This window comes from Magnetospirillum sp. 15-1 (assembly GCF_900184795.1).
Taxonomy (GTDB): domain Bacteria; phylum Pseudomonadota; class Alphaproteobacteria; order Rhodospirillales; family Magnetospirillaceae; genus Phaeospirillum.
The window spans coordinates 699,005-718,318 of sequence record NZ_FXXN01000028.1 but is presented as its reverse complement, the minus strand read 5'-3'; the positions used below and the strand labels follow the sequence as shown (position 1 = coordinate 718,318).

At 65.4% G+C, this 19,314-nt stretch carries 16 protein-coding genes and 1 pseudogene; 14 read left to right on the top strand and 3 right to left on the bottom strand.

Annotated elements, in window-relative coordinates:
* The first annotated feature begins 556 nt into the window (after positions 1 to 556).
* From CP958_RS24660 to CP958_RS24620, 10 genes are all read left to right on the top strand, one after another.
* Positions 557 to 997: a hypothetical protein gene (locus tag CP958_RS24660; protein ID WP_141400639.1), complete on the top strand. Its 441-nt coding sequence runs from the start codon at positions 557 to 559 to the stop codon at positions 995 to 997.
* 132 nt (positions 998 to 1,129) lie between these two features.
* Complete coding sequence (locus CP958_RS24655; protein WP_141400638.1) at positions 1,130 to 1,852, top strand: hypothetical protein; 723 nt, start codon at positions 1,130 to 1,132, stop codon at positions 1,850 to 1,852.
* A gap of 11 nt (positions 1,853 to 1,863) precedes the next feature.
* A complete protein-coding gene (locus CP958_RS26145) occupies positions 1,864 to 2,715 on the top strand; it encodes a fimbria/pilus periplasmic chaperone (protein WP_141400637.1) in 852 nt (283 codons plus the stop codon).
* Between the two features lie 19 nt (positions 2,716 to 2,734).
* Positions 2,735 to 3,406: an ABC transporter ATP-binding protein gene (locus CP958_RS24650; protein WP_170959104.1), complete on the top strand. Its 672-nt coding sequence runs from the start codon at positions 2,735 to 2,737 to the stop codon at positions 3,404 to 3,406.
* Positions 3,403 to 4,587, top strand: a complete 1,185-nt coding sequence (locus CP958_RS24645; RefSeq protein ID WP_096704805.1) for an ABC transporter permease — start codon at positions 3,403 to 3,405, stop codon at positions 4,585 to 4,587. Before CP958_RS24650 ends, CP958_RS24645 begins: the two co-directional genes overlap by 4 nt.
* Before the next feature lie 144 nt (positions 4,588 to 4,731).
* A complete protein-coding gene (locus CP958_RS24640; RefSeq protein WP_096704804.1) occupies positions 4,732 to 5,991 on the top strand; it encodes a radical SAM protein in 1,260 nt (419 codons plus the stop codon).
* A gap of 9 nt (positions 5,992 to 6,000) precedes the next feature.
* Positions 6,001 to 6,468: a hypothetical protein gene (locus CP958_RS24635; RefSeq protein ID WP_096704803.1), complete on the top strand. Its 468-nt coding sequence runs from the start codon at positions 6,001 to 6,003 to the stop codon at positions 6,466 to 6,468.
* Positions 6,469 to 6,480: 12 nt separating this feature from the next.
* Complete coding sequence (locus tag CP958_RS24630; RefSeq protein ID WP_096704802.1) at positions 6,481 to 7,767, top strand: ABC transporter substrate-binding protein; 1,287 nt, start codon at positions 6,481 to 6,483, stop codon at positions 7,765 to 7,767.
* A 9-nt stretch (positions 7,768 to 7,776) separates the two neighbouring features.
* Complete coding sequence (locus tag CP958_RS24625; protein WP_096704801.1) at positions 7,777 to 8,616, top strand: ABC transporter permease; 840 nt, start codon at positions 7,777 to 7,779, stop codon at positions 8,614 to 8,616.
* Positions 8,617 to 8,621: 5 nt separating this feature from the next.
* Positions 8,622 to 9,392, top strand: coding sequence for an ABC transporter ATP-binding protein (locus CP958_RS24620; protein ID WP_096704800.1), 771 nt, complete (start codon positions 8,622 to 8,624; stop codon positions 9,390 to 9,392).
* 153 nt (positions 9,393 to 9,545) lie between these two features.
* On the opposite strand, the gene CP958_RS24615 is transcribed toward CP958_RS24620, so the two are convergent.
* On the bottom strand, positions 9,546 to 10,889 hold the full coding sequence (locus CP958_RS24615; RefSeq protein ID WP_096704799.1) for a HAMP domain-containing sensor histidine kinase: 1,344 nt from the start codon (positions 10,887 to 10,889) through the stop codon (positions 9,546 to 9,548).
* Between the two features lie 18 nt (positions 10,890 to 10,907).
* Positions 10,908 to 11,591, bottom strand: a complete 684-nt coding sequence (locus CP958_RS24610) for a response regulator transcription factor (protein ID WP_277948903.1) — start codon at positions 11,589 to 11,591, stop codon at positions 10,908 to 10,910.
* Between the two features lie 706 nt (positions 11,592 to 12,297).
* On the opposite strand from CP958_RS24610, the gene CP958_RS24605 reads away from it, so the two are divergent.
* From CP958_RS24605 to CP958_RS24590, 4 genes are all read left to right on the top strand, one after another.
* Positions 12,298 to 14,895, top strand: coding sequence for an autotransporter outer membrane beta-barrel domain-containing protein (locus tag CP958_RS24605; RefSeq protein ID WP_096704797.1), 2,598 nt, complete (start codon positions 12,298 to 12,300; stop codon positions 14,893 to 14,895).
* A gap of 103 nt (positions 14,896 to 14,998) precedes the next feature.
* Positions 14,999 to 17,095, top strand: coding sequence for a tetratricopeptide repeat-containing sulfotransferase family protein (locus CP958_RS24600; protein ID WP_096704796.1), 2,097 nt, complete (start codon positions 14,999 to 15,001; stop codon positions 17,093 to 17,095).
* The gene (locus CP958_RS24595; protein WP_096704795.1) at positions 17,092 to 18,252 is read left to right on the top strand and encodes a glycosyltransferase family 9 protein; all 1,161 of its coding nucleotides are present in this window, start codon (positions 17,092 to 17,094) and stop codon (positions 18,250 to 18,252) included. Before CP958_RS24600 ends, CP958_RS24595 begins: the two co-directional genes overlap by 4 nt.
* Positions 18,249 to 19,070 carry a hypothetical protein gene (locus CP958_RS24590; protein ID WP_096704794.1) on the top strand — a complete coding sequence of 274 codons (822 nt, stop codon included), beginning with the start codon at positions 18,249 to 18,251 and terminating at the stop codon, positions 19,068 to 19,070. The genes CP958_RS24595 and CP958_RS24590 overlap by 4 nt, the downstream gene beginning before the upstream one ends.
* Here CP958_RS24590 and CP958_RS24585 read toward each other — a convergent pair.
* Positions 19,060 to 19,245, bottom strand: a pseudogene (locus CP958_RS24585) (transposase); the annotation flags it as partial. The gene CP958_RS24590 and the pseudogene CP958_RS24585 overlap by 11 nt on opposite strands.
* Positions 19,246 to 19,314: the final 69 nt, after the last annotated feature.

The following is a 19,314-nucleotide window of genomic DNA, read 5'->3' as shown; positions in this document are numbered from 1 at the left end:
GACGGAAAACAGCCCCCCAGCACACACCTGTAGACGCAGCCCATAATTGAATACATCGCCATATCACCACCGCTAAATGGCGTAAATGCCAACAGGTATGACACCCATGGGCTATGTCGTTGGGTGGGGACAAGCGTCATGATGCCTGTGTATCCGGCGCGATCGTTTGCGATGGGTTGGTGATGGCGGATTGAAGTTGCATGGCGGCACCCGTCGGTAACGGCGATGGAATACATGCCGTGAACAAGCAATAAGGGTTCTACGTCGGCAAAAAATACTGCGGATCGTAGCTGTCAGTCGGGTAGTGGCAATAAATTGGTGTGGCACCGAATTTTTCAGGCGGCAAAAATTTCCGGGAGTACAGGAAAAATTTTGCCCACGCCGCGCCTATTGGGAAATAATTTCCCATAGCTACACATCCAATTAGTGTATAGTATGATATATTGAATCTAATAGACGTCAAAAACATAGCTACAAGCTATTTATAGCTGTGTGTGCGGAAGCTATCCGCGTGGGTGCCGCTAATAGTGGCGGCACCCACGAGGGGGACTTACCGATGAAATCCATGTCTTTCGCCCGAATCGCGTCGGCCGCAACTGGCGCTCTGCTTGGTGGTGCGATGCTGTGCGGCGCCGCCGAGGCCGGTACCGGCAATTGGTACGGCACCGCCAATGGACCAACCCTCTACCAGACCAATTACTGGTACAACAGCGGCAATGCCAGCCCGTCCGGCAGCGTTCCGGCAACGGCAAAGGTTACGAGTCTCTCCTGGGTTGTTAACCTTAGCTACTATCCGGCAACGGTGAACACCCAGATAATCGGTGCCACAAGTGGCACCGGCTGGAATGTCGGGAGCACCATCAGCGGCTCCGCGACCGTCTCGCCGACCGTCCCAGCAAATCAGAGCTTCTATTTCCAGATTCAGATTGCCCAGGGTACGACCCATACCCTTAGCCCCACCGTCGTTGGTGGCGGCCATCAGCTGAACATCAACTAACAATACTAAGTGTATGGCGGGCGGCGCCGAGGCATCGCCCGCCATATTCCCCGATGCCCCCCGGCTGCGAATGGCACATCGATTGCGAATAGTTTTCCAGCCAACGTGGAAAACCCGCAATAGGAGATGGGAATGCAGATTCAGGCGCATCACGGTCACTTGCCGCTGATCGGCGGGACGGCCCGTCTCGACAGGGCGGCCCCACCGTCTTCGGTGGGCTTGGACGCGAAGCTTTCGGGTGGGGCTTCGTCCGGCGGGGCTTCCGCCAACAGTGTCTCGGGATCGCTTGGCGATTTGCTGTCGCCCCAGACCAAGGGGCAGATCATTCAGCAGACCCAGCAGAGCGATGACGTCGCCACATCCCAGGACAATGCGCCGTCCCGTCCACCCGGCTGGTCCGATGCGGTGGAGCATGGAATGGACGATATCGCCAACGATCCCGCCATCGCGGCGTTGCGGGCGCAACAGTTGGCCAAGGGAACTGACGCTATCGAGGTGAGAGCGGCTGTAAACGACCCATCTTTGAGCCCCGAGGAGCGGGCCGCACAGGCCATGGCAAATCTCAACAAGAACCAGGCGATTGAACAGCAAACCAAGGCGGTGCAGCAGCAGCGGATGGCGCTGTACGACAGCGAAACGGCCAAGGGCACCCCGCCGGCTGAGATTTTCGCCAAGCTGCTGCAGTTCAACGCCAGCCAGCCCCAAAGCTACGGCGACCAGCTCATGCCGCACGAGGCCGGGGCAACCTGGGCCTCCTGGCAGACCGCCCAGCTCGAATACCTGCAAGGCGCCATGGCCAAGGCGGGCACCACGCAGGCCATCAGTCAGACACAGCCGGATACAACCCCAGCCTAGGATCACTCTTGATGCGTGGACGCTTCCTTCTTGCCCTTTGGGTTTTCCTCGTGGGCGGGTCATCGGCTCGGGCCGCCACCGACATCCAGCCGCCATTCGTCACGGTGACGGCGGAAAAGACTGTGGAAACCGTCACCGTCACCAATGACCGGGGCGTGGCGGCGGGATACGAGATCGAAGCCCTGGGCTGGGAGCAGAAGGTGGATGGCGAGGTCTTGCTGCCGGCCACCGATGGCATCAGGGTCGAGCCCGCCAGCCTGGATATCGCCCCCCATGGCCGGGCCGAGATTCGGGTGACCACCGTGGCACCGGCCCCCAAGGAGGGTGAGGCCGAGAAGGTCTATCGCATCCGTATCCGCGAGCGCCCCGACCGCCCGCGTGAGGATTCGGAACAGCAGATCCAGATGATCGCCACCGTCACCCTGCCGGTGTTCCAGGTTCCGCCCCAGGCGGCGCCCCAGGCCCGCCTGGAGGCCGGGCCGCTCGGCAAGGGCCGTCTGTCCCTCGCCGTGGTCAATGACGGCACCGCTCATACCTATGTGCGCGAGGTGACCATGACCGGGCGGGATGCCAAGGGCAATACCGTGTTCAGCATCAACCGCAATGGCTGGTACGTGCTGGCCCATGGCCGTCTGGAGTTTGCCGCCGCCCTGTCCGCCAGGGATTGCCGGCGCAGCAGTACCCTTGCCATGACGGCCCATCCCCTGGAGGGCGATGAGATCTGGAGCACCACCATCACCCCGGACCACCGCCAATGCGGACGCGGCAAGGACACCGAGTTTCCCATCCCCGGCATGGTCCGCCTTCCGGCCAAGCTCGGGCCGGCTCAGGCTCCGCCCCTATCGCCACCCGCGAAGCCGTGATGGGCCTGGAGCCGCGCTTGTGATCCAGCTGGAGAATATCGTCAAGGATTACGGATCGGGCGAGGGCCGGGTGCGGGTGCTGGGCGGCGTCTCTCTGACCATCGCGGCGGGGGAGATGTGCGCGATCGTGGGCGCCTCCGGCTCGGGCAAGACGACTCTTCTCAATATCCTGGGCCTGCTGGACCGGCCGAGCGCGGGGCGCTATCGGCTGGGCGGCATCGATGTGGCCGAGGCCGGGGCCGATGCGCTGGCGGACCTGCGCAACCGCCGGATCGGTTTTGTCTTTCAGGCCTTCCACCTGCTGGCCCGCCAGTCGGCCCTCGATAATGTCGCTCATCCGCTGCTGTACCGGAGCATCGGCCGCGCCGAACGCCGCGAACTGGCGGCGGCCGAACTGGATCGGGTCGGCCTGGGTGATCGCTTCGACCATCGCCCGGACCAACTCTCCGGCGGGCAGCGCCAGCGCGTCGCCATCGCCCGGGCCATGGTGGGCCGGCCCTCCATGATTCTGGCCGACGAGCCCACCGGCAATCTGGACAGTGCTGCCGCCGCCGACATCTTGGATTTACTCGACGATATGAATCGGGCGCGAGGGGTCACGGTGATCGTCGTCACCCATGACGCCGCCGTCGCGGACCGGTGCCGCCGCCGCATTCTGGTCCGCGACGGTTCGGTGGTGACATCGACATGACCACGGCATCGCGGTCCCTGCTGCCGCTTCTGGCGCTTGAAGCCTTGACCAATCTGACGGCCGTGGCGCAGCGCTCGGCACTGGCTCTGATCGGCATTGTCGTCGGTACCGCCGCCGTCATCGCCATGCTGGACGTGGGGCACAATGCCGAGGTGGAATCCGTCCGCCAGTTTCAAGCCATGGGCACCGACCTGATCATCGCCCAAGGCGGAATGGGCGGGGAACTGGCGCCGGCTTCGGTCATCGAGGCCTTGCCGCGCTCCCTTCCCGCCGTCAAGCGCGCCGCTCCCCTGTCCATTTCCGGTATGCGCCTGGGCCGGGGCCAAGGTGTCCAGACCAGCCTGATCGGCGCGACCGAGGCGCTGGCCGCAATTGTGCGCTTGCGCCTCGGCGAAGGCCGCTTCCTCTCCACCTTCGATCACGATGAAACCTTCGCCGTCATCGGTGCCCATGTCGCGGTATCCCCGGCCCTGGGAGCGGCGCCGCTGCATCCCGGTGACCCTATCCGCATCGGTCGCTATCTGTTCACGGTTGTCGGGGTGCTGGTGGAAACCGCCCATAACCCGCTGCTGCCCTTTGACGTCAATGATGCGGTCATCCTGCCCATCGGCTCCATGCGCCGCGTGGCTTCGGACAGCGCGCCGTCGACGGTGGTGGCCGCGGCCGCCGAGGGCCATGACCCCACCTTGGCGGCGGAAGCCCTGGGCGAACGATTGCGCCAGATACGGCGCGGCCGACCGGTGCAAACCCAAAGCGCCCGCCAGTTGATCGAAGGGATGCAGCATCAGGCGCGGATCATGGCGATCCTGTTGGCCGCCATCGGCGGGATATCGCTCTTGGTGGGAGGCATCGGCGTCATGAACGTCATGTTGATGAACGTGGCGGAACGGCGGCGTGAAATTGGCCTTCGTCTCGCCCTGGGAGCCAGGCGGGTCCATATCCAGGCCATGTTCCTGATGGAAGCGGCCATGCTGTCCCTGACCGGAGGCCTGTGCGGCACGCTGTTGGGCATGCTGGCGGCTTATGTCTACGCCCGCCTGTCGGACTGGGACTTCACCCCATCCTCGCTGGCCTTACCGGCGGGAGCGCTCATTTCCGCCGGTATCGGCCTGTTCTTCGGAGCCTATCCCGCTTCGATCGCGTCCCGCCTCGACCCGATTGAAAGCCTGCGGGCGGAATAGGGCGCCGCCACCGGCGGTAATGGCCGATGTGGCATGGCGCGGCGAGCCACTCTACGCCCCGCAGGGATAGGCCGAACGGAGGCGTTGACACGAATAGTCTATTATCTATTAGATTATAGATATTCCTCCCATGGAGCCTCTCTCATGACCGTCCTGCTGAACCCGCGTTACCGTGACGAACCTGTTTTCGACGATGTGCTGGCGCGCCATCCCGGCTTTCCCCGGCTGGTCGCCCTGAAGATCGACGTGCAGCGGCGCGGCGTCCACTATACCGAGCGGGCGGAAAAGGCGATCGACCCCGCCATCCACCAACTGCGCAGCCCCTACATCTTCGGGTCGCGCGACGGCGCCATCAAGCCGCTGCCGGAATCGCTGCTGCTGCGCGACGGCGGCACCATCCTGGTGGACCCGACCCCGCTGGCCCAGGACCCCTATCAGGTTGATTTCGTCGATGGCCGCTTCGTACTGCTGGACGGCGGCCGGCAGATCGAAGAGGTCGAGCTGTGGCCCAAGCCGGCCTATTACGACAAGACCACCAGCTCGGGCATCAAGATGAGCCTGCTGGTCACCGCTCGGCCGCAACGGCTCAACGTCTTCCAGTCCAGCTATTGCTATTTCTGGGCCGACGACAAGGGCTGCAAGTTCTGCGACATCGTCACCCACACCAAGCAGCAGCGCGAAGAGATCGGCGTTCCCAACCGCCTGCGCGCCCAGGACGTCAAGGAGACCCTGGCCGAGGCGCTGAAGGAACCCGGGCGCTTCTCCAACATCTGCCTGACGGCCGGATCGGTGGTGAAGGGGACCGAGACCTTCGACCTGGAGGTGGATTTCTACATCGAGCTGCTGCAGGCCATCGGCGAACTGTTCACCACCAAGAAATTCCCCAGCCAGCTGATCGGCTCGGCCTACAACGAGCGCCAGTTGGCCCGGCTGTACGAGAACACCGGCCTGACCAGCTACACCAGCGACCTCGAGGTCTTCACCGAGGACAAGTTCAACTGGATTTGCCCCGGTAAAGCCAAATGGGTGGGCTATACCGGCTGGCGTGACCGGCTGATCAGGGCGGTGGACATCTTCGGACGCGGCAATGTCGGCACCTGCATCGTCGCCGGCGCCGAACTGGCCAAGCCCCATGGCTTCGCCAGCGAGGACGCGGCCATCGCCGCCAACCTGGAAGAGGTGGAGTATCTGGCCGAACGCGGCGTCACCACCGTTTCCATCGTCTGGGTCCCCCGCCCCGGCTCGGACTTCCGCGACCAGGTCAATCCGTCGCTCGACTACTACATCCGCCTGAGCAAGGGATTGCAGGACATCCGAGCCCGCCACGGCCTTGGCGTCGATTTCGACGACTACCGCCGCTGCGGCAACCACCCCGATTCCGACCTTGCCCGCCTCCAGGCCTAGGAGTCCACGATGACCGTCTCCCTGTCCAGCGACGTGGTCGCCCTGCTCAATGCCGCCGACACCGTCAAGATTCTCGCCACCGCGGACGCCGACGGCGCTCCTCACGCGGTGGAGAAGCAGTCCCTGCACGCCGCCGAGGATGGCACCATTCATTACCTGGAGCGCCTGGAATCGTCGGCCACCAACCGCAACCTGGTCCGAGCCATCTGGTTCGACGCCACGGTCGCCATCGCGCTCAAGGGCGGCGACGGGCGCACCGTCCAGATCAAGGGGCGCCCGGTCAAGGCCCACATCACCGGAGCGCTGTTCCAGAGCCACTACGTCCGCCTGCGCGAGACGGAAGGCGATGCCGATCTGGCCGCCGTCTGGGTGATCGAACCCACCCAGGTCACCGATCAGAGCCTCGCCCGGCGCCGCGCCGCCGAGGAAGCCGCCCACCCCACCTTCATCCATCTCGACCGCATCGCCAAGATCTGAGGGGAAATCCATATGCCAATCTTTGGAGCATCGACCCGACGCCGCGCCCTGGGCCTGTTCGCCGCGCTCGCCGCCCTGGGCGTCGCCGGCACCATTCCGGCCCAGGCCGAGACCGCCGCGCCCACCGCCTGGGGCTGGCCCCAGCCCTATGAGCAGGTCTCGCCCAAATCGGTCGCCTGGCTGAAGGAGAAGGGGTGGTGGCCTCTGACCATCGGCTTTCAGCCGCCGTGGACCGGCCACAACGCCATCAACATCGTCGCCGACCGCCTGCAACTGCTGCAAAAACGCGGCATCGACGCTAAATTCCAGCCGTTCAATTCCGGCCCCGACCTGAACGAGGCCTTCACCGCCGCGCGCATCCAGGTGGGCGCCACGGGCAACTTCCCCTACACCTCGCTGATCGACCGCAAGGTTCCCGCCCGAGGCATCGTCAACTATCCGGTGCTGACCCACGCGGTGATCGTCCCCAACGATTCCCCGCTGAAGAGCATCAAGGATTTCAAGGGGGCCAAGGAGCCCCATACGGTAGGTATCGTCACCGGCTCGTCGTCGGAATTCTATTTCCAGGCTGCCGCCCAGGCCAACGGCGTGACCGTCGGCAAGGATGTCATCTTGAAGAACATCCCCATCGCCGAGCAGCTCCAATTGCCCAAGGGGCTCTCCGCCGTCGTGCCGTGGGATCATTCGGTCTCACTGCTGACCGAGGAGCGCAAGACCGGCCGGATCATCGACTCCAGCCATCCCTACAGTATCTACGAGGGCATCGGCTTCGTCCGCCAGGAACTGATCGACAACGTGCCGGACGTGGTCCAGGCCATCACCGACACATTGTTCGAGGCCAACCTGTTCATCCGCCTCGACCCGACCAAGGCTGTCGAGCTGGAGCGCCAGGACCCGTCGCTGAAGCTTCTCGAACCGTCATTCCTGGCACAGCAGATCGCCAACAACAATAACCTGTTCAAGCCCACCTACCTGCTGCCCCATCCCAAGTTCTGGGCGGACGAGGACGGCCGTGTCCGCGCCTGGCTGAAGGAACGGGGCCGCCTGACCCGCGACCTGACCGGCGAGGAATACGCCGCCTCCTACGCACCTGAATTCGCCCGCAACAGCGTGCGCAAGCTGGGCTGGAGGCTGCCGGAGCAGCCGGTCTACCTACCCAAGGGCTGGACCGGCACCATCGGCCAAGTCCCCTATCCGGACTATTTCAACCAAACCACCGCCAAGGCCCCCCAGCCCTTCCCGGAGCAGGGCGACCTGGAACAGCCCTGGACCTTCGGCGGCAAGACCTACCAACCCTAGGAGAGCATCATGAAAACAGCGGCCGCGGCCATCAAACAGAACCGATCGTCGCGGCCGCTGCGACTTGGCGCCGCCCCGCCCGCCTGGGCGCGCAACCTGGCCCTGCTGGCCGCGCTCCTGGCCGGCTGGCAGGTGGCCGCCTCGGTCATCCTGCCCCGCTTCGACCCCCAGATCGGGGTATTGCTGCCCAGCCCCGCCACGGTGGCGGCCACCCTGGCGGGGCAGTTGACCAGCGGGGAACTGCCGCTCCATCTGGCCGCCAGTCTGCAGCGGGAATTCATCGCCTTCATTTTCGCTTCGCTGGCCATTCCCATCGGCATCGCCATGGGCTGGCGTCAGTCCGTCCACGCCCAGCTCTATCCGGTGCTGGAAGTGCTGCGCCCCATTCCGCCGCTGGCCTGGATTCCGCTGTCCATCCTATGGTTCGGGCTGGGCGAGGTGCAGAACCAGTTCATCATCTTCCTGGGGCTGGTCTTTCCCATCCTGCTCAACACCATCGAAGGGGTGCACCGGGTCGATCGCAACCTGATCCGCGCCGCCCGCAGCCTGGGCGCCGGCGAGTGGAAGGTGCTGCGCCGGGTGGTCATTCCCGCCGCCTTGCCCCAGATCGTGGTCGGCGTCCGCGTCGGGCTGGGCACCGGTTGGATGGCCCTGGTCGCCGCCGAGCTGGTCGGCGCCAATTCCGGCCTGGGGTTCATGATCAATGACGCCCGCTCGCTGCTGCGTACCGACGTCGTGGTGGGCGGCATGGTCGCCATCGGCCTTGCCGGCCTGGCCATCGACCTGGGCCTGCGCGCCCTTTCACGGCGGCTGCTGCCTTGGTCCCCCGCCATCGCCAAAGGAAACTGAACGCCATGGGCCGTCTTTCGCTTTCCGCCGTTTCCAAGGTTTACGACGATCACGGCGCCCCGGTCACCGCCCTGTCGGGGATCAGCCTGGACATCGCCGACGGCGAATTCTGCGCCATCCTGGGCCATTCCGGCTGCGGCAAGACCTCGCTGCTCAACATGGTGGCCGGGTTCGAGGTCCCGACCAGCGGCGCCATCACCGTCGATCACCAGCCGGTTACCGGGCCGGGCTGGGAACGCACCATCATCTTTCAGGACTACGCCCTGTTTCCCTGGGCCAACGTACGCGACAACGTGGCGTTCGGACTGGAGATGAAGGGCGTGCCCCCAGCCGAACGCCAGCGAATCGCCAACCATCACCTGTCCCTGGTCGGACTGTCGGCCTTCGCCGAGCGCTACCCCCACCAGTTGTCGGGTGGCATGAAGCAGCGGGTCGCCATCGCCCGCGCCCTGTCGGTACAGCCCCGGGTGCTGCTGATGGACGAGCCCTTCGCCGCACTGGACGATCAGACCCGGCGCGCCATGCAGCGCGAACTGACCCGCATCTGGCAGCAAGAAAGAAAGACCGTGCTGCTGGTCACCCATTCCATCGACGAGGCCATCCTGCTCGCCGACACCGTGGTGGTGCTGTCGCGCCATCCCGGCCGCATCAAGCGGGTGGTTCCGATAGAATTGCCGCGCCCCCGCGACGAGGATGACCCGGCCTATGCAATGCTGCGGCGGGAATTGCGGGACCTGATCCACGACGATTCCCCCGGAGACGACGCCGAGGCGTAGGCTCTCCGAACATCAAAAACAGAATGCCCGGCAAGTCATTGACCTGCCGGGCGTTTGTTCTGCAACTCGATGGGAGAGGGACTTGAACCCTCGACCCCAGGACTATGATTCGCTGAAACCGCAAGAAGATTAAAAGGGTTAGAACAGATAGCCTTACCCGCTGACCGCGGGCAGGGCGATGGTCACGACCGCGCCGCCGTCCTGACCATTGGCGAGGTGAAGGCGGCCGCCGTGCTTTTCGACAACGGTCTTAACGATGTTCAGGCCAAGGCCGGTTCCGGGGATGTCGGCAACATTGGCGGCGCGAAAGAATCGCTGGCCGACCTTGGCCATCTGCTGCAGCGGGAATCCGATTCCCTTGTCGCTGACCGCGATGTGGACGGCATCGTCGTTCCGCACCTGAATCAGCACCGGCTGGTCCTTGGGAGAGTACTTCAATGCGTTGTCGATCAGGTTGCCGAGTGCCGTGGCCAGCATCTCCCTGTCTCCCCTGACCTGCGACCCGCCATGGGGCAGGTTCACGACGATACGCTCTTCTTCGTATTTTTGCGCCAGGATCTGCGTCAGATCGCCAAGGACCTTGCCTAGGTCAACCAAGTCTCCGCCGCCTCCCACCAGTTCGGCCCGCTCGGCCATCAGCAGGTTGTTCATCAGCCGCCGCATGCGTTCGACCGTGGCGCGAATCGTGTCCAGGCGCGGGGCGATCTCGCCTTGCTGGTGGGTCAACAGCACCCCCCCCATCTCGGCCGAGCGGTCGATGATGGCCAGAGGGGTGTGCAGTTCATGCCCAAGCGTGGACAGAAACTGCTTCAGCCGTCCATGCATGCGGCGCTCGGCCTCCAGGCTCTGGGTGCGCTGCTGGAGGTCCTCGTCGACCCGTGTGCCGACCATGATCATGATGGAGAAAAAGACGGTGGTCATCACCACGGAATTCTCCAGCATGAACCAGGGCAGGACCATCGGAGAGAAAACGAAATTCGGGTCCGGGTGCAGCAGCGCCACCGTCATGCGCGCGATCAGGACCGCAATATGGATCAGCAGGCTGGCGATCAGGCAAACGCGGGCCGCACCGAACCGGCGTCCGTTTCGAAACGCCTCGTAGACGACCCTGCCGTACAGCCCGACATAGATGATGGTCGCCGCGACCACCCGGATGGGCGCGTCGTCGGGGGACTGCCATTGGAGGAACTCCCACAGCACCGCCGTGAAGACCGTAAGCGCATAGACGAGCCAGCGCATGGGCGGCCGGCCGGCGAGGACGGTCATGCCCTCGGTCACCATGGCGATAGCGAAGACCGTGACGGCATTTGACACGGTGATGATGTGCGGCGTACGGAACGCCATGAGCCCGAAGGTCAGCGTGAGCGCCAGGCACGAAATCGACACCTCCGCCAGCCCGCGCAATTTGGGGTTGGCCCGCCACAGCAGGAAGGTCGTGACGCAGTTGACGACGGTCAGAACCTCGACGAACACCAGGGACGTGGCGATGTCCAGCATGATATGGCTACGCCCTGGTCATTGCTGCAGGACGCTGAGGGGAGCGGAGAACACATAGCCCCTGCCGTAGGCGGCGCGAATGGGGGGCGGCACGCCCGTTTCATCCTCGATCTTGCGCCGCAAACGGCGGACGAGGGTGTTGAGGTTGGCCGGGGAAAAGCTGCCGTCATCGCCCAGCGCCGCCGCCAGTTCGCCGTGATCGCAGACCTCGGCCCCCGATGTCGCCAGTGTGACCAGGAACGTCATTTCCTTCGGCGTCAGCGGCACGCTGCCGCCCGATGGCGCGATCAAGGACCACTGGCCGCGATCCAAGCGCCACAATTGGGGTGCCGTATCGGGAAGGCGCCTGAGAAGGTTACGCAGCGTGCATTCTATTTCGCGCGAGCTGGCGTGCTTGACCAGATAAGCATCGGTTCCGGTTTCAAGGGCCTGGATCTTGCTTTCCAGATCCAGGCGGGAGGTCAGGATCACCACGCCGCAGGCCAAGCCGTACCGGCTCCGGATACGTTCCAGAAGCTCCATGCCGTCACCGTCCGGCAGGCCGAGATCGAGGACGACCAGATCGAAGCGGTCTGCCTCCATCCGACTGATGGCCTCGACCAGAGTGGCCGCTCCGGCGGCGGCGTAGCCCTTGGCTTCCAAAAACGCGATCAAGTCGTTTCGCAGCGAAACTTCGTCTTCGACGATTAATGTGCGCGGCATGCCTGTTTTCACCCTACTCGCCCACACGAGCTCTCTGCGCGCTCCCACCATCCCCGCGCCGACTATATCCCCGGGGAGAGTATGCATGCCACCCCTCCTTATGGAGGGTAGGCAAGGCCGGGGGCCGCGCCGCCCGTGCGGCGACAGCCGAGCGACCCCGAGGGTGCACCCGGCGAGGGACGATGTGCCCGGTCAACTCACCGGTCCGGCGGCATCGCATGCCGCAATAACAGAATCTGTCAATTCAATCAGTGAATCAGTTAAATTCTTTCATTATCGACAGCTTATGATGTCAATATGTGACATATTTTGAATGAGATCATCCGGCTTTAAGTACACTTTGTCGCTTGTCTCTAAGATTTGATTGTGTAGATTTTCCACAATAACCGCTGATGATGCCGCGTCGATGAACTGGCGCTGAAGCATGCCTATCGGCGGTGCGTGCTGGTTTTAGCCGCGCGGCCAGGTTCGCGAAGGCGGACGCCTGGGCAGTGGGACGATACGCCCGGTCAACTCCTTGGTCGGACGGTATGACGGAGCGGGTGGGGCGTGTGTTCCTCATCAGGCTGGCGCGGGCTCAGGGGTAGGCTTCCGGCGAAGTCGCGGTTTCTGCGGAATGCTGGGGAGCCGGGCCTCCGACTGCGGGAAAAACGATACGGACTCTTTCTTCCATCGCCAGATGGCTTATGAACATTGGGGAAACTGTATGTCGCGTCGAAACAAGCTGGCCGGAGCCTCGACCCTGGCCATCACCGTGGCCTTGTCGCTGGGGGGCGGTTCCGCCCCTGTCGCGGCCCAGTCCGCCTACACTTGGAACAGCGGCGACTACACCAATCCCGCCGGCACGACGCTCAGCAACACCGTGGGCGTCACCGTCGGCGGCACGACGGGAACCCTGACCAATCAAGGGGCGATCACCGGCAGCCAAAACGGCATATCCGACACCGGCAATGCCGTCGGGGCGGTGATCAACAGCGGAACCATCACCGGCACCGCCAACGCCGGCATCAACATGGGGACCGGCGCCGGCATCACCTCGCTGAGCAATCAGGCGGGCGGCACCATTACCGGCACGAACTATGGCATCGACAACGCCGCCGGCACGATCGGCACGCTGACCAATAGCGGAACGATTTCCAATACCTCCAGCAGCAGCGGTGCAGCCCTCAGGAACACCAGCAGCACCAGCACCATCGGCACGCTGACCAATACCGCCGCCATCATTTCCAACCGTACCGGCATCGTCAATTATGGGGGTATCGGGACGGTAACCAACAGCGGCACCATCAGCGGCTCCTCCACCGGCATCTATAACAACGGCAGAATCGGGACGATAACCAACAGCGGCCTCATCCGCGGCACCACCAGCGGCGGCGGCGTCACCAATGTCAGCAGTACCCTGGGAACGCTGACCAACAGCGGCACCATCACCGGAGCCACCAGCGGCATTCGGAACCAAAACAGCACCATCACCACGCTGAACAACCTCGCCGGCGCCACCATCAGCGGCAGCCAGCGCGGCATATACAACGAAACCACCGGCACGCTCACGACCACCATCACCTCGATCAACAATGCCGGCACCATCACCGGCACCCAATATGCCGTTCACAACGCCGGAACCATGGGCACCCTGACCAACAGCGGCGCGATCATCGGCAACATCCTCAACAGTTCGGCGACCGGCCTGACCATCGCGGGCGGCAGCGGCGACACCTTCGGTACGCTGACCGGATTGAGCGGCAGCATCGGCACCATCACCCATACCGCCTCGAATCTGCTGTTCAGCTCCGGCAATCTGCTGCTCAATGACCACATCACGGCCACCGGCCGCACCGTGTCCAACACGGGTGCCACCTTGCGGCTGGACAATACCGTCACCATCACCGGTACCTACAATCAGACCGGCGGCGGACTGACCAGCACCGGCAGCGGCGGCACCAACGCCAAGCTGGTGGTGGACGGCGACGCCACCGTCAGCAATTCGACCATCATCTTGTCGACCACCGGTTTGGCCGCCGGCCAGACCATCACCATCGTCGATGCCACCAATGGCCATACCGGCACCTATACCGGCAATACCGCCCGCATGGGGGTCACCAACGGCCTGGCCGCCACCGCATCCACCTCGGGCAACGACCTCGTGCTGGTCCTGGCGACCGACAGCGCCAATACCTATACCCAAAAGGGCATCACCACCGGCGGCGCCGCCGCCCCGGTGGGACGGGTGCTGGACAGCATCCGCGCCGACACCTCGTCCACCGCCGTGGCCTTCCAGAATCAGGTGCTGACGCCCCTCGACGCGCTGCCGACCTCCAGCCAGGGCCAAGCCATCAAGCAGTTGGCGCCCCAGACCACGCCGTCGGCGCAGATGACCTCGGCGGCGGCGACCGCCGTGCTGGGGGCGGTCGAACAGCATCAGCAGACCGCCATGGCCTATGATCCCGCCACCGGCGTCGCCGCCGGCTCAGAGGCCAAGGATACCGCCGCGTGGGGGCAGGTCCTGGGCGGCAGCGCCCGGCGCGGCAGCAATGCCGAGGCCGACGGCTATCGCCTGACGGATTTCGGTCTGGCGGTCGGCATCGACCACCGCTTCACCCCCGACGCCATGGGCGGCGTGGCGCTGAGCTGGGTGCGGGCCTGGTCCCAGGGCAGCGGCAATTCGTCGGGCTCGTCCTCGACCATGGACAGTTATCAACTGACCTTCTACGGCACCTACCGCCTGGACCGCGCCTTCGTGGACGGGCAATTGGGCGTCGGTTGGAACGAGTTCGATCAGAGCCGCGGCATCGCCTTCCTGGGCCGCACCGCCGCCGCGACCTACAGCGGCCAACAATACCTGGCCAAGGCGAGCGTGGGCTATGATGTGCCGGTGACCGATTCGGTCACGGTGACGCCGCTGGCCGGACTGCGCTGGCTGCGGTCGGAGACCGATTCCTACGACGAATCCGGCGCCGGCGCCGCCAATCTGTCGGTGTCCAGCCATGCGGTCAACAGCATGACCCACGATCTGGGCGCCAAGGTGATCTGGAATCTTCCCACCGCCCAGGGCGTCCTGAGGCCCGAAGCCCGGCTGGCCTGGGTCCACGACTATACCAGCGGCCCCATCGCCACCAGCGGCATCATGGGCGGCCAAGCCTTCTCCGTCTCGACCCCGCGCACCGAGCCCAACGGCGTGCGCGTCGGGCTGGCGGCGACGCTCGGCACCGATGGCGATCTGTCTTTCCGCGCCGAGTATGAAAGCGAGTTACGCCCCCAATATCAGAGCCATACCGCTCTGCTCAAGACGCTGTGGGGATTCTGATCGGCTGCACCGATCGGGATGGAAAAAATGGTCAGGGGGCGGCCCTTGATGGTGCATGATGCGACCTCGGACAAGGCGTCCCTTTCTCCAGAGGTTGCTTTTCATGGCCCGTAAGCCCGCGTCTTCCCCATCGTCCGACGACCTCGGCATCGACGAGGCGTTGCAGCGCGCCCAGGCCCATTGGAACGCCGGGCAGGCGGATCAGGCGGAGCTGTTCTGCCAGCGGATTCTGGCGGTGTGGCCCGGCCATGCCGATGCCCTGCATCTGCTGGGGATCATGGCGCATGCCTACGGCAATCTGGATCTGGCGCTGCAGCACGTGCGGCAAGCCTGTCTGGCGCCGCGCGCCCCCGCCCTCTATTTCAGCAATCTGGCGGAAATGTGCCGCCAGCGCGGATTGCTGGACGAGGGCGAACAGGCCGGGCGGCGCGCCGTCGCCCTGGAGCCCGGTCAGGCGGTGGCCTGGAACAATCTGGGCATCATCTTGCAGGAGGCGGGCAAGCTGGAGGAGAGCGCCGTCTGCCTGGAACGGGTGGTGGCGCTGCAGCCCGATTACGCCGAAGCCCACAACAACCTGGGCAACACCTACAAGCTGATGGGGCGCCTGGACAAGGCGGCGGCGCGCTATGAGCACGCCCTGGCGCTGGTCCCGGACTATGCCGAGGCGCGCAGCAATTTCGCGCATCTATTGTGCGATCTGGGCCGTCTGGACGAGGCGGCGGAGCAGGCCCGGCGGGCCATCGACATTAATCCGCGCTGCGCCGACGCCTATGTCAATCTGGCCGGCGTCGAAATGGGGCGGCACCGCCATGCCGAGGCGCTACGCTGGCTGGACTCCCTGCTGACGTCCATGCCGGGACATGGGAACGGACTGATCGCCCGGTCCAAGTGCCTGAGGCGGCTGGACCGGATCGAGGAGGCGTTGGACAGCGCCCGGCAGGCGGCGGCGACCGCCCCCTACAGCGCCGAGGCCCACAATGTCCTGGGCCAGGCGCTGCAGGCCGCCGGCCGCTTCGATGAGGCCCTGGCCTGCTTCGACAAGGCGGCGCGGCTGCCCGGCACCGCCATGGGAACCGCCGCCGTCAACCGGGCCGATCTGCTGGCGGAAATCGGCCGCGGCGCCGAGGCGGCGGCCGTTTACCAACAGGTCCTGGCGGCCGATCCGGGCAACGTTTCCGCCTGGGCGGGCCGGGTGGATCAGAAGGACTACGCCGCCGGCGACCCCGAAATCGCGCAGATGGAAGCATTGCTGGCCACGGGGGCCGTGCAGGGGCTCGACGAGCGCATCAACCTGCATTTCTCGCTGGGCAAGGCCTATATGGACGCCGGGGACGGTCCCCGCGCCTTCCATCACCTGGGCGAAGGCAATCGCCTGAAGCGCGCCACCTTCACCTTCGACGTCGAGGCCACCGGACGGTGGATGGCCGAGATCGCCGAGACCTTCACGCCCGCGCTGTTGGGGAAATTCAAGGGGGCGTCGTCGGACCTGCCGGTCTTCGTGCTGGGCATGCCGCGTTCGGGCACCACCCTGGTGGAGCAGATTCTGGCCTCCCATCCCCAGGTTCACGGCGCCGGCGAACTGCGCGTGCTGCAATCCCTGGTGAGCGGCATGGGGAACTATCCCGCCGCCGCCGCCCAGATGACCCCGGACGAGGCGGCGCGTCTGGGCGAGGCCTATTTGGCTCAGGTGGCGCCCTTGGCTCGGGGGCGGCGCCATGTGATCGACAAGATGCCCGCCAATTTCATGCATGCCGGCCTGATCCGCCTGATCCTGCCCAATGCCCGCATCATCCATTGCCGTCGCGACCCGGTGGATACCTGCCTGTCCTGCTACACCAAGCTGTTCGCCGCCGAGCAGCGCTTCGCCTACGATCTGGCGGAGCTGGGGGCCTTTCACCGCGCCTACGACGCCTTGACCGCCCATTGGCGGGCGGTGCTGCCCCAAGACCGCTACATGGAGGTGGAGTACGAGGCGGTGGTCGACGACCTGGAGGGACAGGCCCGCCGGATGGTGGACTTCCTCGGCCTGCCCTGGGACGAATCCTGCCTGTCCTTTCATCGCACCACGCGCCCGGTCCGCACCGCCAGCCTCCATCAGGTCCGCCGGCCGATCTACGCCACCTCCGCCGGGCGGTGGCGCGGACATGCGGACCACCTGCAGCCGCTGCTGCGGGCGCTGGGCCTCGCCTCGCCGCGATGACCGCCGAGCTTCAGGTCATGGAACAGCAGGTGCGTGCCCTGCTCGCCCAGGGGCGCTGCGCCGAGGCCGAGGCCCTGGTCCGCCCGCATCTGGCGTCGGGCAGCGGCCCCATCCCCCTGTGGCGCCTGCTGGTTCAGTGCATCAAGCTACAGGGGCGCATCGCCGAGATCCGCCCGATTCAGGAGATGATCGTCGATACCGTACCGGGCGACCTGGCCGCGCGCTTCGATCTGGCGGAGACCCTGCTGCTGCTGGGCGATTTCGACCGGGGCTGGCGGGAATACCACTGGCGCTACAGTCTGGCCCACACCACCCGCATCGAACGCAAGGTCCAATGCCCCCGCTGGGATGGCCGGCCCATCCCCGGCCGGACCTTGCTGATCCATGACGAGCAGGGCTTCGGCGATACCTTCCAGTTCCTGCGCATGACCGCCTGGGTCAAGGAGCGCAGCGGCGCGCGGGTGATCCTCGAGGTCAATCCCGACAGCCTGTCCCTGGCGCGGCGCTGTACGGGTTTTGACGACGTCGTGGCTCGCGGTACCCTGCCGCCGCCCTTCGACCTGCATTGCGAGATGATGTCCTTGCCCATGGTGATGGGGCTGAAGCCCGAGCAACTGCCCGGTCCCATTCCCTATATGTCGGCGGAGCCCCGGCGGGTCGCCCGCTGGCGAAAGCGGCTGGGCCGGCTGCCGCGCCCGCTGGTGGCGCTGGTATGGGCCGGGCGCCCGACCCATCCCAACGACCTCAACCGCTCCATGGCTTTGGCCGATCTGGCGCCCCTGGGACAAAGCGGGGCAACCTTCCTGGCGGTGCAGAAAGGACCCAAGGCGGCCGAGGCCGGGACTCCGCCGGCCGGAATGAATGTCGTGGCCCTGGAGGACGAGATCAAGGATTTCGAGGATACCGCCGCCATCCTGTCGGTCGCCGACCTGCTGGTCTCGGTGGATTCGTCGCCGGTGCATCTGGCCGGGGCGCTGGGCCGGCCGGTCTGGACCCTGTTGCCCTTCCTGCCCGACTGGCGCTGGCTGCTGGGGCGGGACGACTCGCCGTGGTATCCCACCATGCGGCTGTTCCGTCAGGAAAGCCCCGGCGACTGGACCGGCGTCATCGCCCGGGCGGCCGAGGCCCTGGCGGCCTTCGGAACGGAATCGCCATGAGGCGTCGCCTGGCCGCCCTGCTTCTGGCGGTGCTGACGGCCGGCTGCGCCCAGGCGCGCCAAGGTGCCGGGCCGGATTTGGCCCGCGCCGCCGGCTGGCAATGGGACATCCTTCCCGCCGGGACCTTCGATCTGGCCGTTGCCCAATCACCGCGCCGGGCGGGCGACGTCCTGACCGTCTATCTGGAAGGCGACGGCTTCGCCTTTGTCGGCCCGCGCCAGCCTGCCCTCGACCCCACCCCAACCGATCCGGTGGCGTTGAAGCTGGCCCTGGCAGAGCCGGGAGGCGGGCCGACGGCCTGGGTCGGGCGGCCGTGCCAATACACCCTGCCAAATCACGGCCGCAATTGCCGCACCGTCTATTGGACCATCGGCCGCTATGCCCCCGAGGTGATCGACGCCGTGGGCTCGGCGGTTGACGACCTGAAGCGCCGCTACGGCAGCTCCCAGGTGGTTCTCGTCGGATATTCCGGCGGCGGTGCCGTCGCCGCCCTGCTGGCCGCCCGTCGCACCGACGTGGCTCGGGTGATCACCGTCGCCGCCAATCTGGACCTGGATTACTGGACCCGCCGCGACGGATTGTCACCGCTGACCGGCTCCCTCGACCCCGCACAACAACCGGCGGAGGTGCTGGGACGAATTCCCCAACTCCACTTCACCGGCGGGCGGGACCGCACCGTCGGCACCGACGTGGTGCGTTCCTACCTCGGCCACCTTCTTCCACAGGCTCCGGCGCGTCTGGTGGAGATCCCTGATTTTACCCATTCCTGCTGTTGGGTGAAGGATTGGAGAGTCCTGCTGTCGCAGTATGGACGGTAGTCGGCGGGCCGTAGATCGCCGGGCAGTCTTGCCAGCGGCATCCCGATTTCAGGACATGGATGATACCGCTCAGCACTCGGCGGTCATCAACGCGGCGGGCGCCAGGCCGATTGCGCGGAAGGTGCGGTTCAATCGCTGCCCACTGCTGATCGCTCAGCCAGAATTCGCCTGCCATGACCCAAGCTGTGGGGAGGTGACCAATTCGGCATCATGGGGTTCGTGGATTTGCACCGCCTCAAACCCG

Excerpts from the sequence above, each read along its gene's own strand:
- CP958_RS24590 (WP_096704794.1), top strand. The coding sequence starts at position 18,249 with ATGAGGCGTCGCCTGGCCGCCCTGCTTCTGGCGGTGCTGACGGCCGGC.
- CP958_RS24620 (WP_096704800.1), top strand. The coding sequence starts at position 8,622 with ATGGGCCGTCTTTCGCTTTCCGCCGTTTCCAAGGTTTACGACGATCAC.
- CP958_RS24630 (WP_096704802.1), top strand. The coding sequence starts at position 6,481 with ATGCCAATCTTTGGAGCATCGACCCGACGCCGCGCCCTGGGCCTGTTC.
- CP958_RS24640 (WP_096704804.1), top strand. The coding sequence starts at position 4,732 with ATGACCGTCCTGCTGAACCCGCGTTACCGTGACGAACCTGTTTTCGAC.
- CP958_RS24600 (WP_096704796.1), top strand. The coding sequence starts at position 14,999 with ATGGCCCGTAAGCCCGCGTCTTCCCCATCGTCCGACGACCTCGGCATC.
- CP958_RS24595 (WP_096704795.1), top strand. The coding sequence starts at position 17,092 with ATGACCGCCGAGCTTCAGGTCATGGAACAGCAGGTGCGTGCCCTGCTC.
- CP958_RS24625 (WP_096704801.1), top strand. The coding sequence starts at position 7,777 with ATGAAAACAGCGGCCGCGGCCATCAAACAGAACCGATCGTCGCGGCCG.
- CP958_RS24655 (WP_141400638.1), top strand. The coding sequence starts at position 1,130 with ATGCAGATTCAGGCGCATCACGGTCACTTGCCGCTGATCGGCGGGACG.
- CP958_RS24615 (WP_096704799.1), bottom strand. The coding sequence starts at position 10,889 with ATGCTGGACATCGCCACGTCCCTGGTGTTCGTCGAGGTTCTGACCGTC.
- CP958_RS24605 (WP_096704797.1), top strand. The coding sequence starts at position 12,298 with ATGTCGCGTCGAAACAAGCTGGCCGGAGCCTCGACCCTGGCCATCACC.
- CP958_RS26145 (WP_141400637.1), top strand. The coding sequence starts at position 1,864 with ATGCGTGGACGCTTCCTTCTTGCCCTTTGGGTTTTCCTCGTGGGCGGG.
- CP958_RS24610 (WP_277948903.1), bottom strand. The coding sequence starts at position 11,591 with ATGCCGCGCACATTAATCGTCGAAGACGAAGTTTCGCTGCGAAACGAC.
- CP958_RS24645 (WP_096704805.1), top strand. The coding sequence starts at position 3,403 with ATGACCACGGCATCGCGGTCCCTGCTGCCGCTTCTGGCGCTTGAAGCC.
- CP958_RS24635 (WP_096704803.1), top strand. The coding sequence starts at position 6,001 with ATGACCGTCTCCCTGTCCAGCGACGTGGTCGCCCTGCTCAATGCCGCC.
- CP958_RS24660 (WP_141400639.1), top strand. The coding sequence starts at position 557 with ATGAAATCCATGTCTTTCGCCCGAATCGCGTCGGCCGCAACTGGCGCT.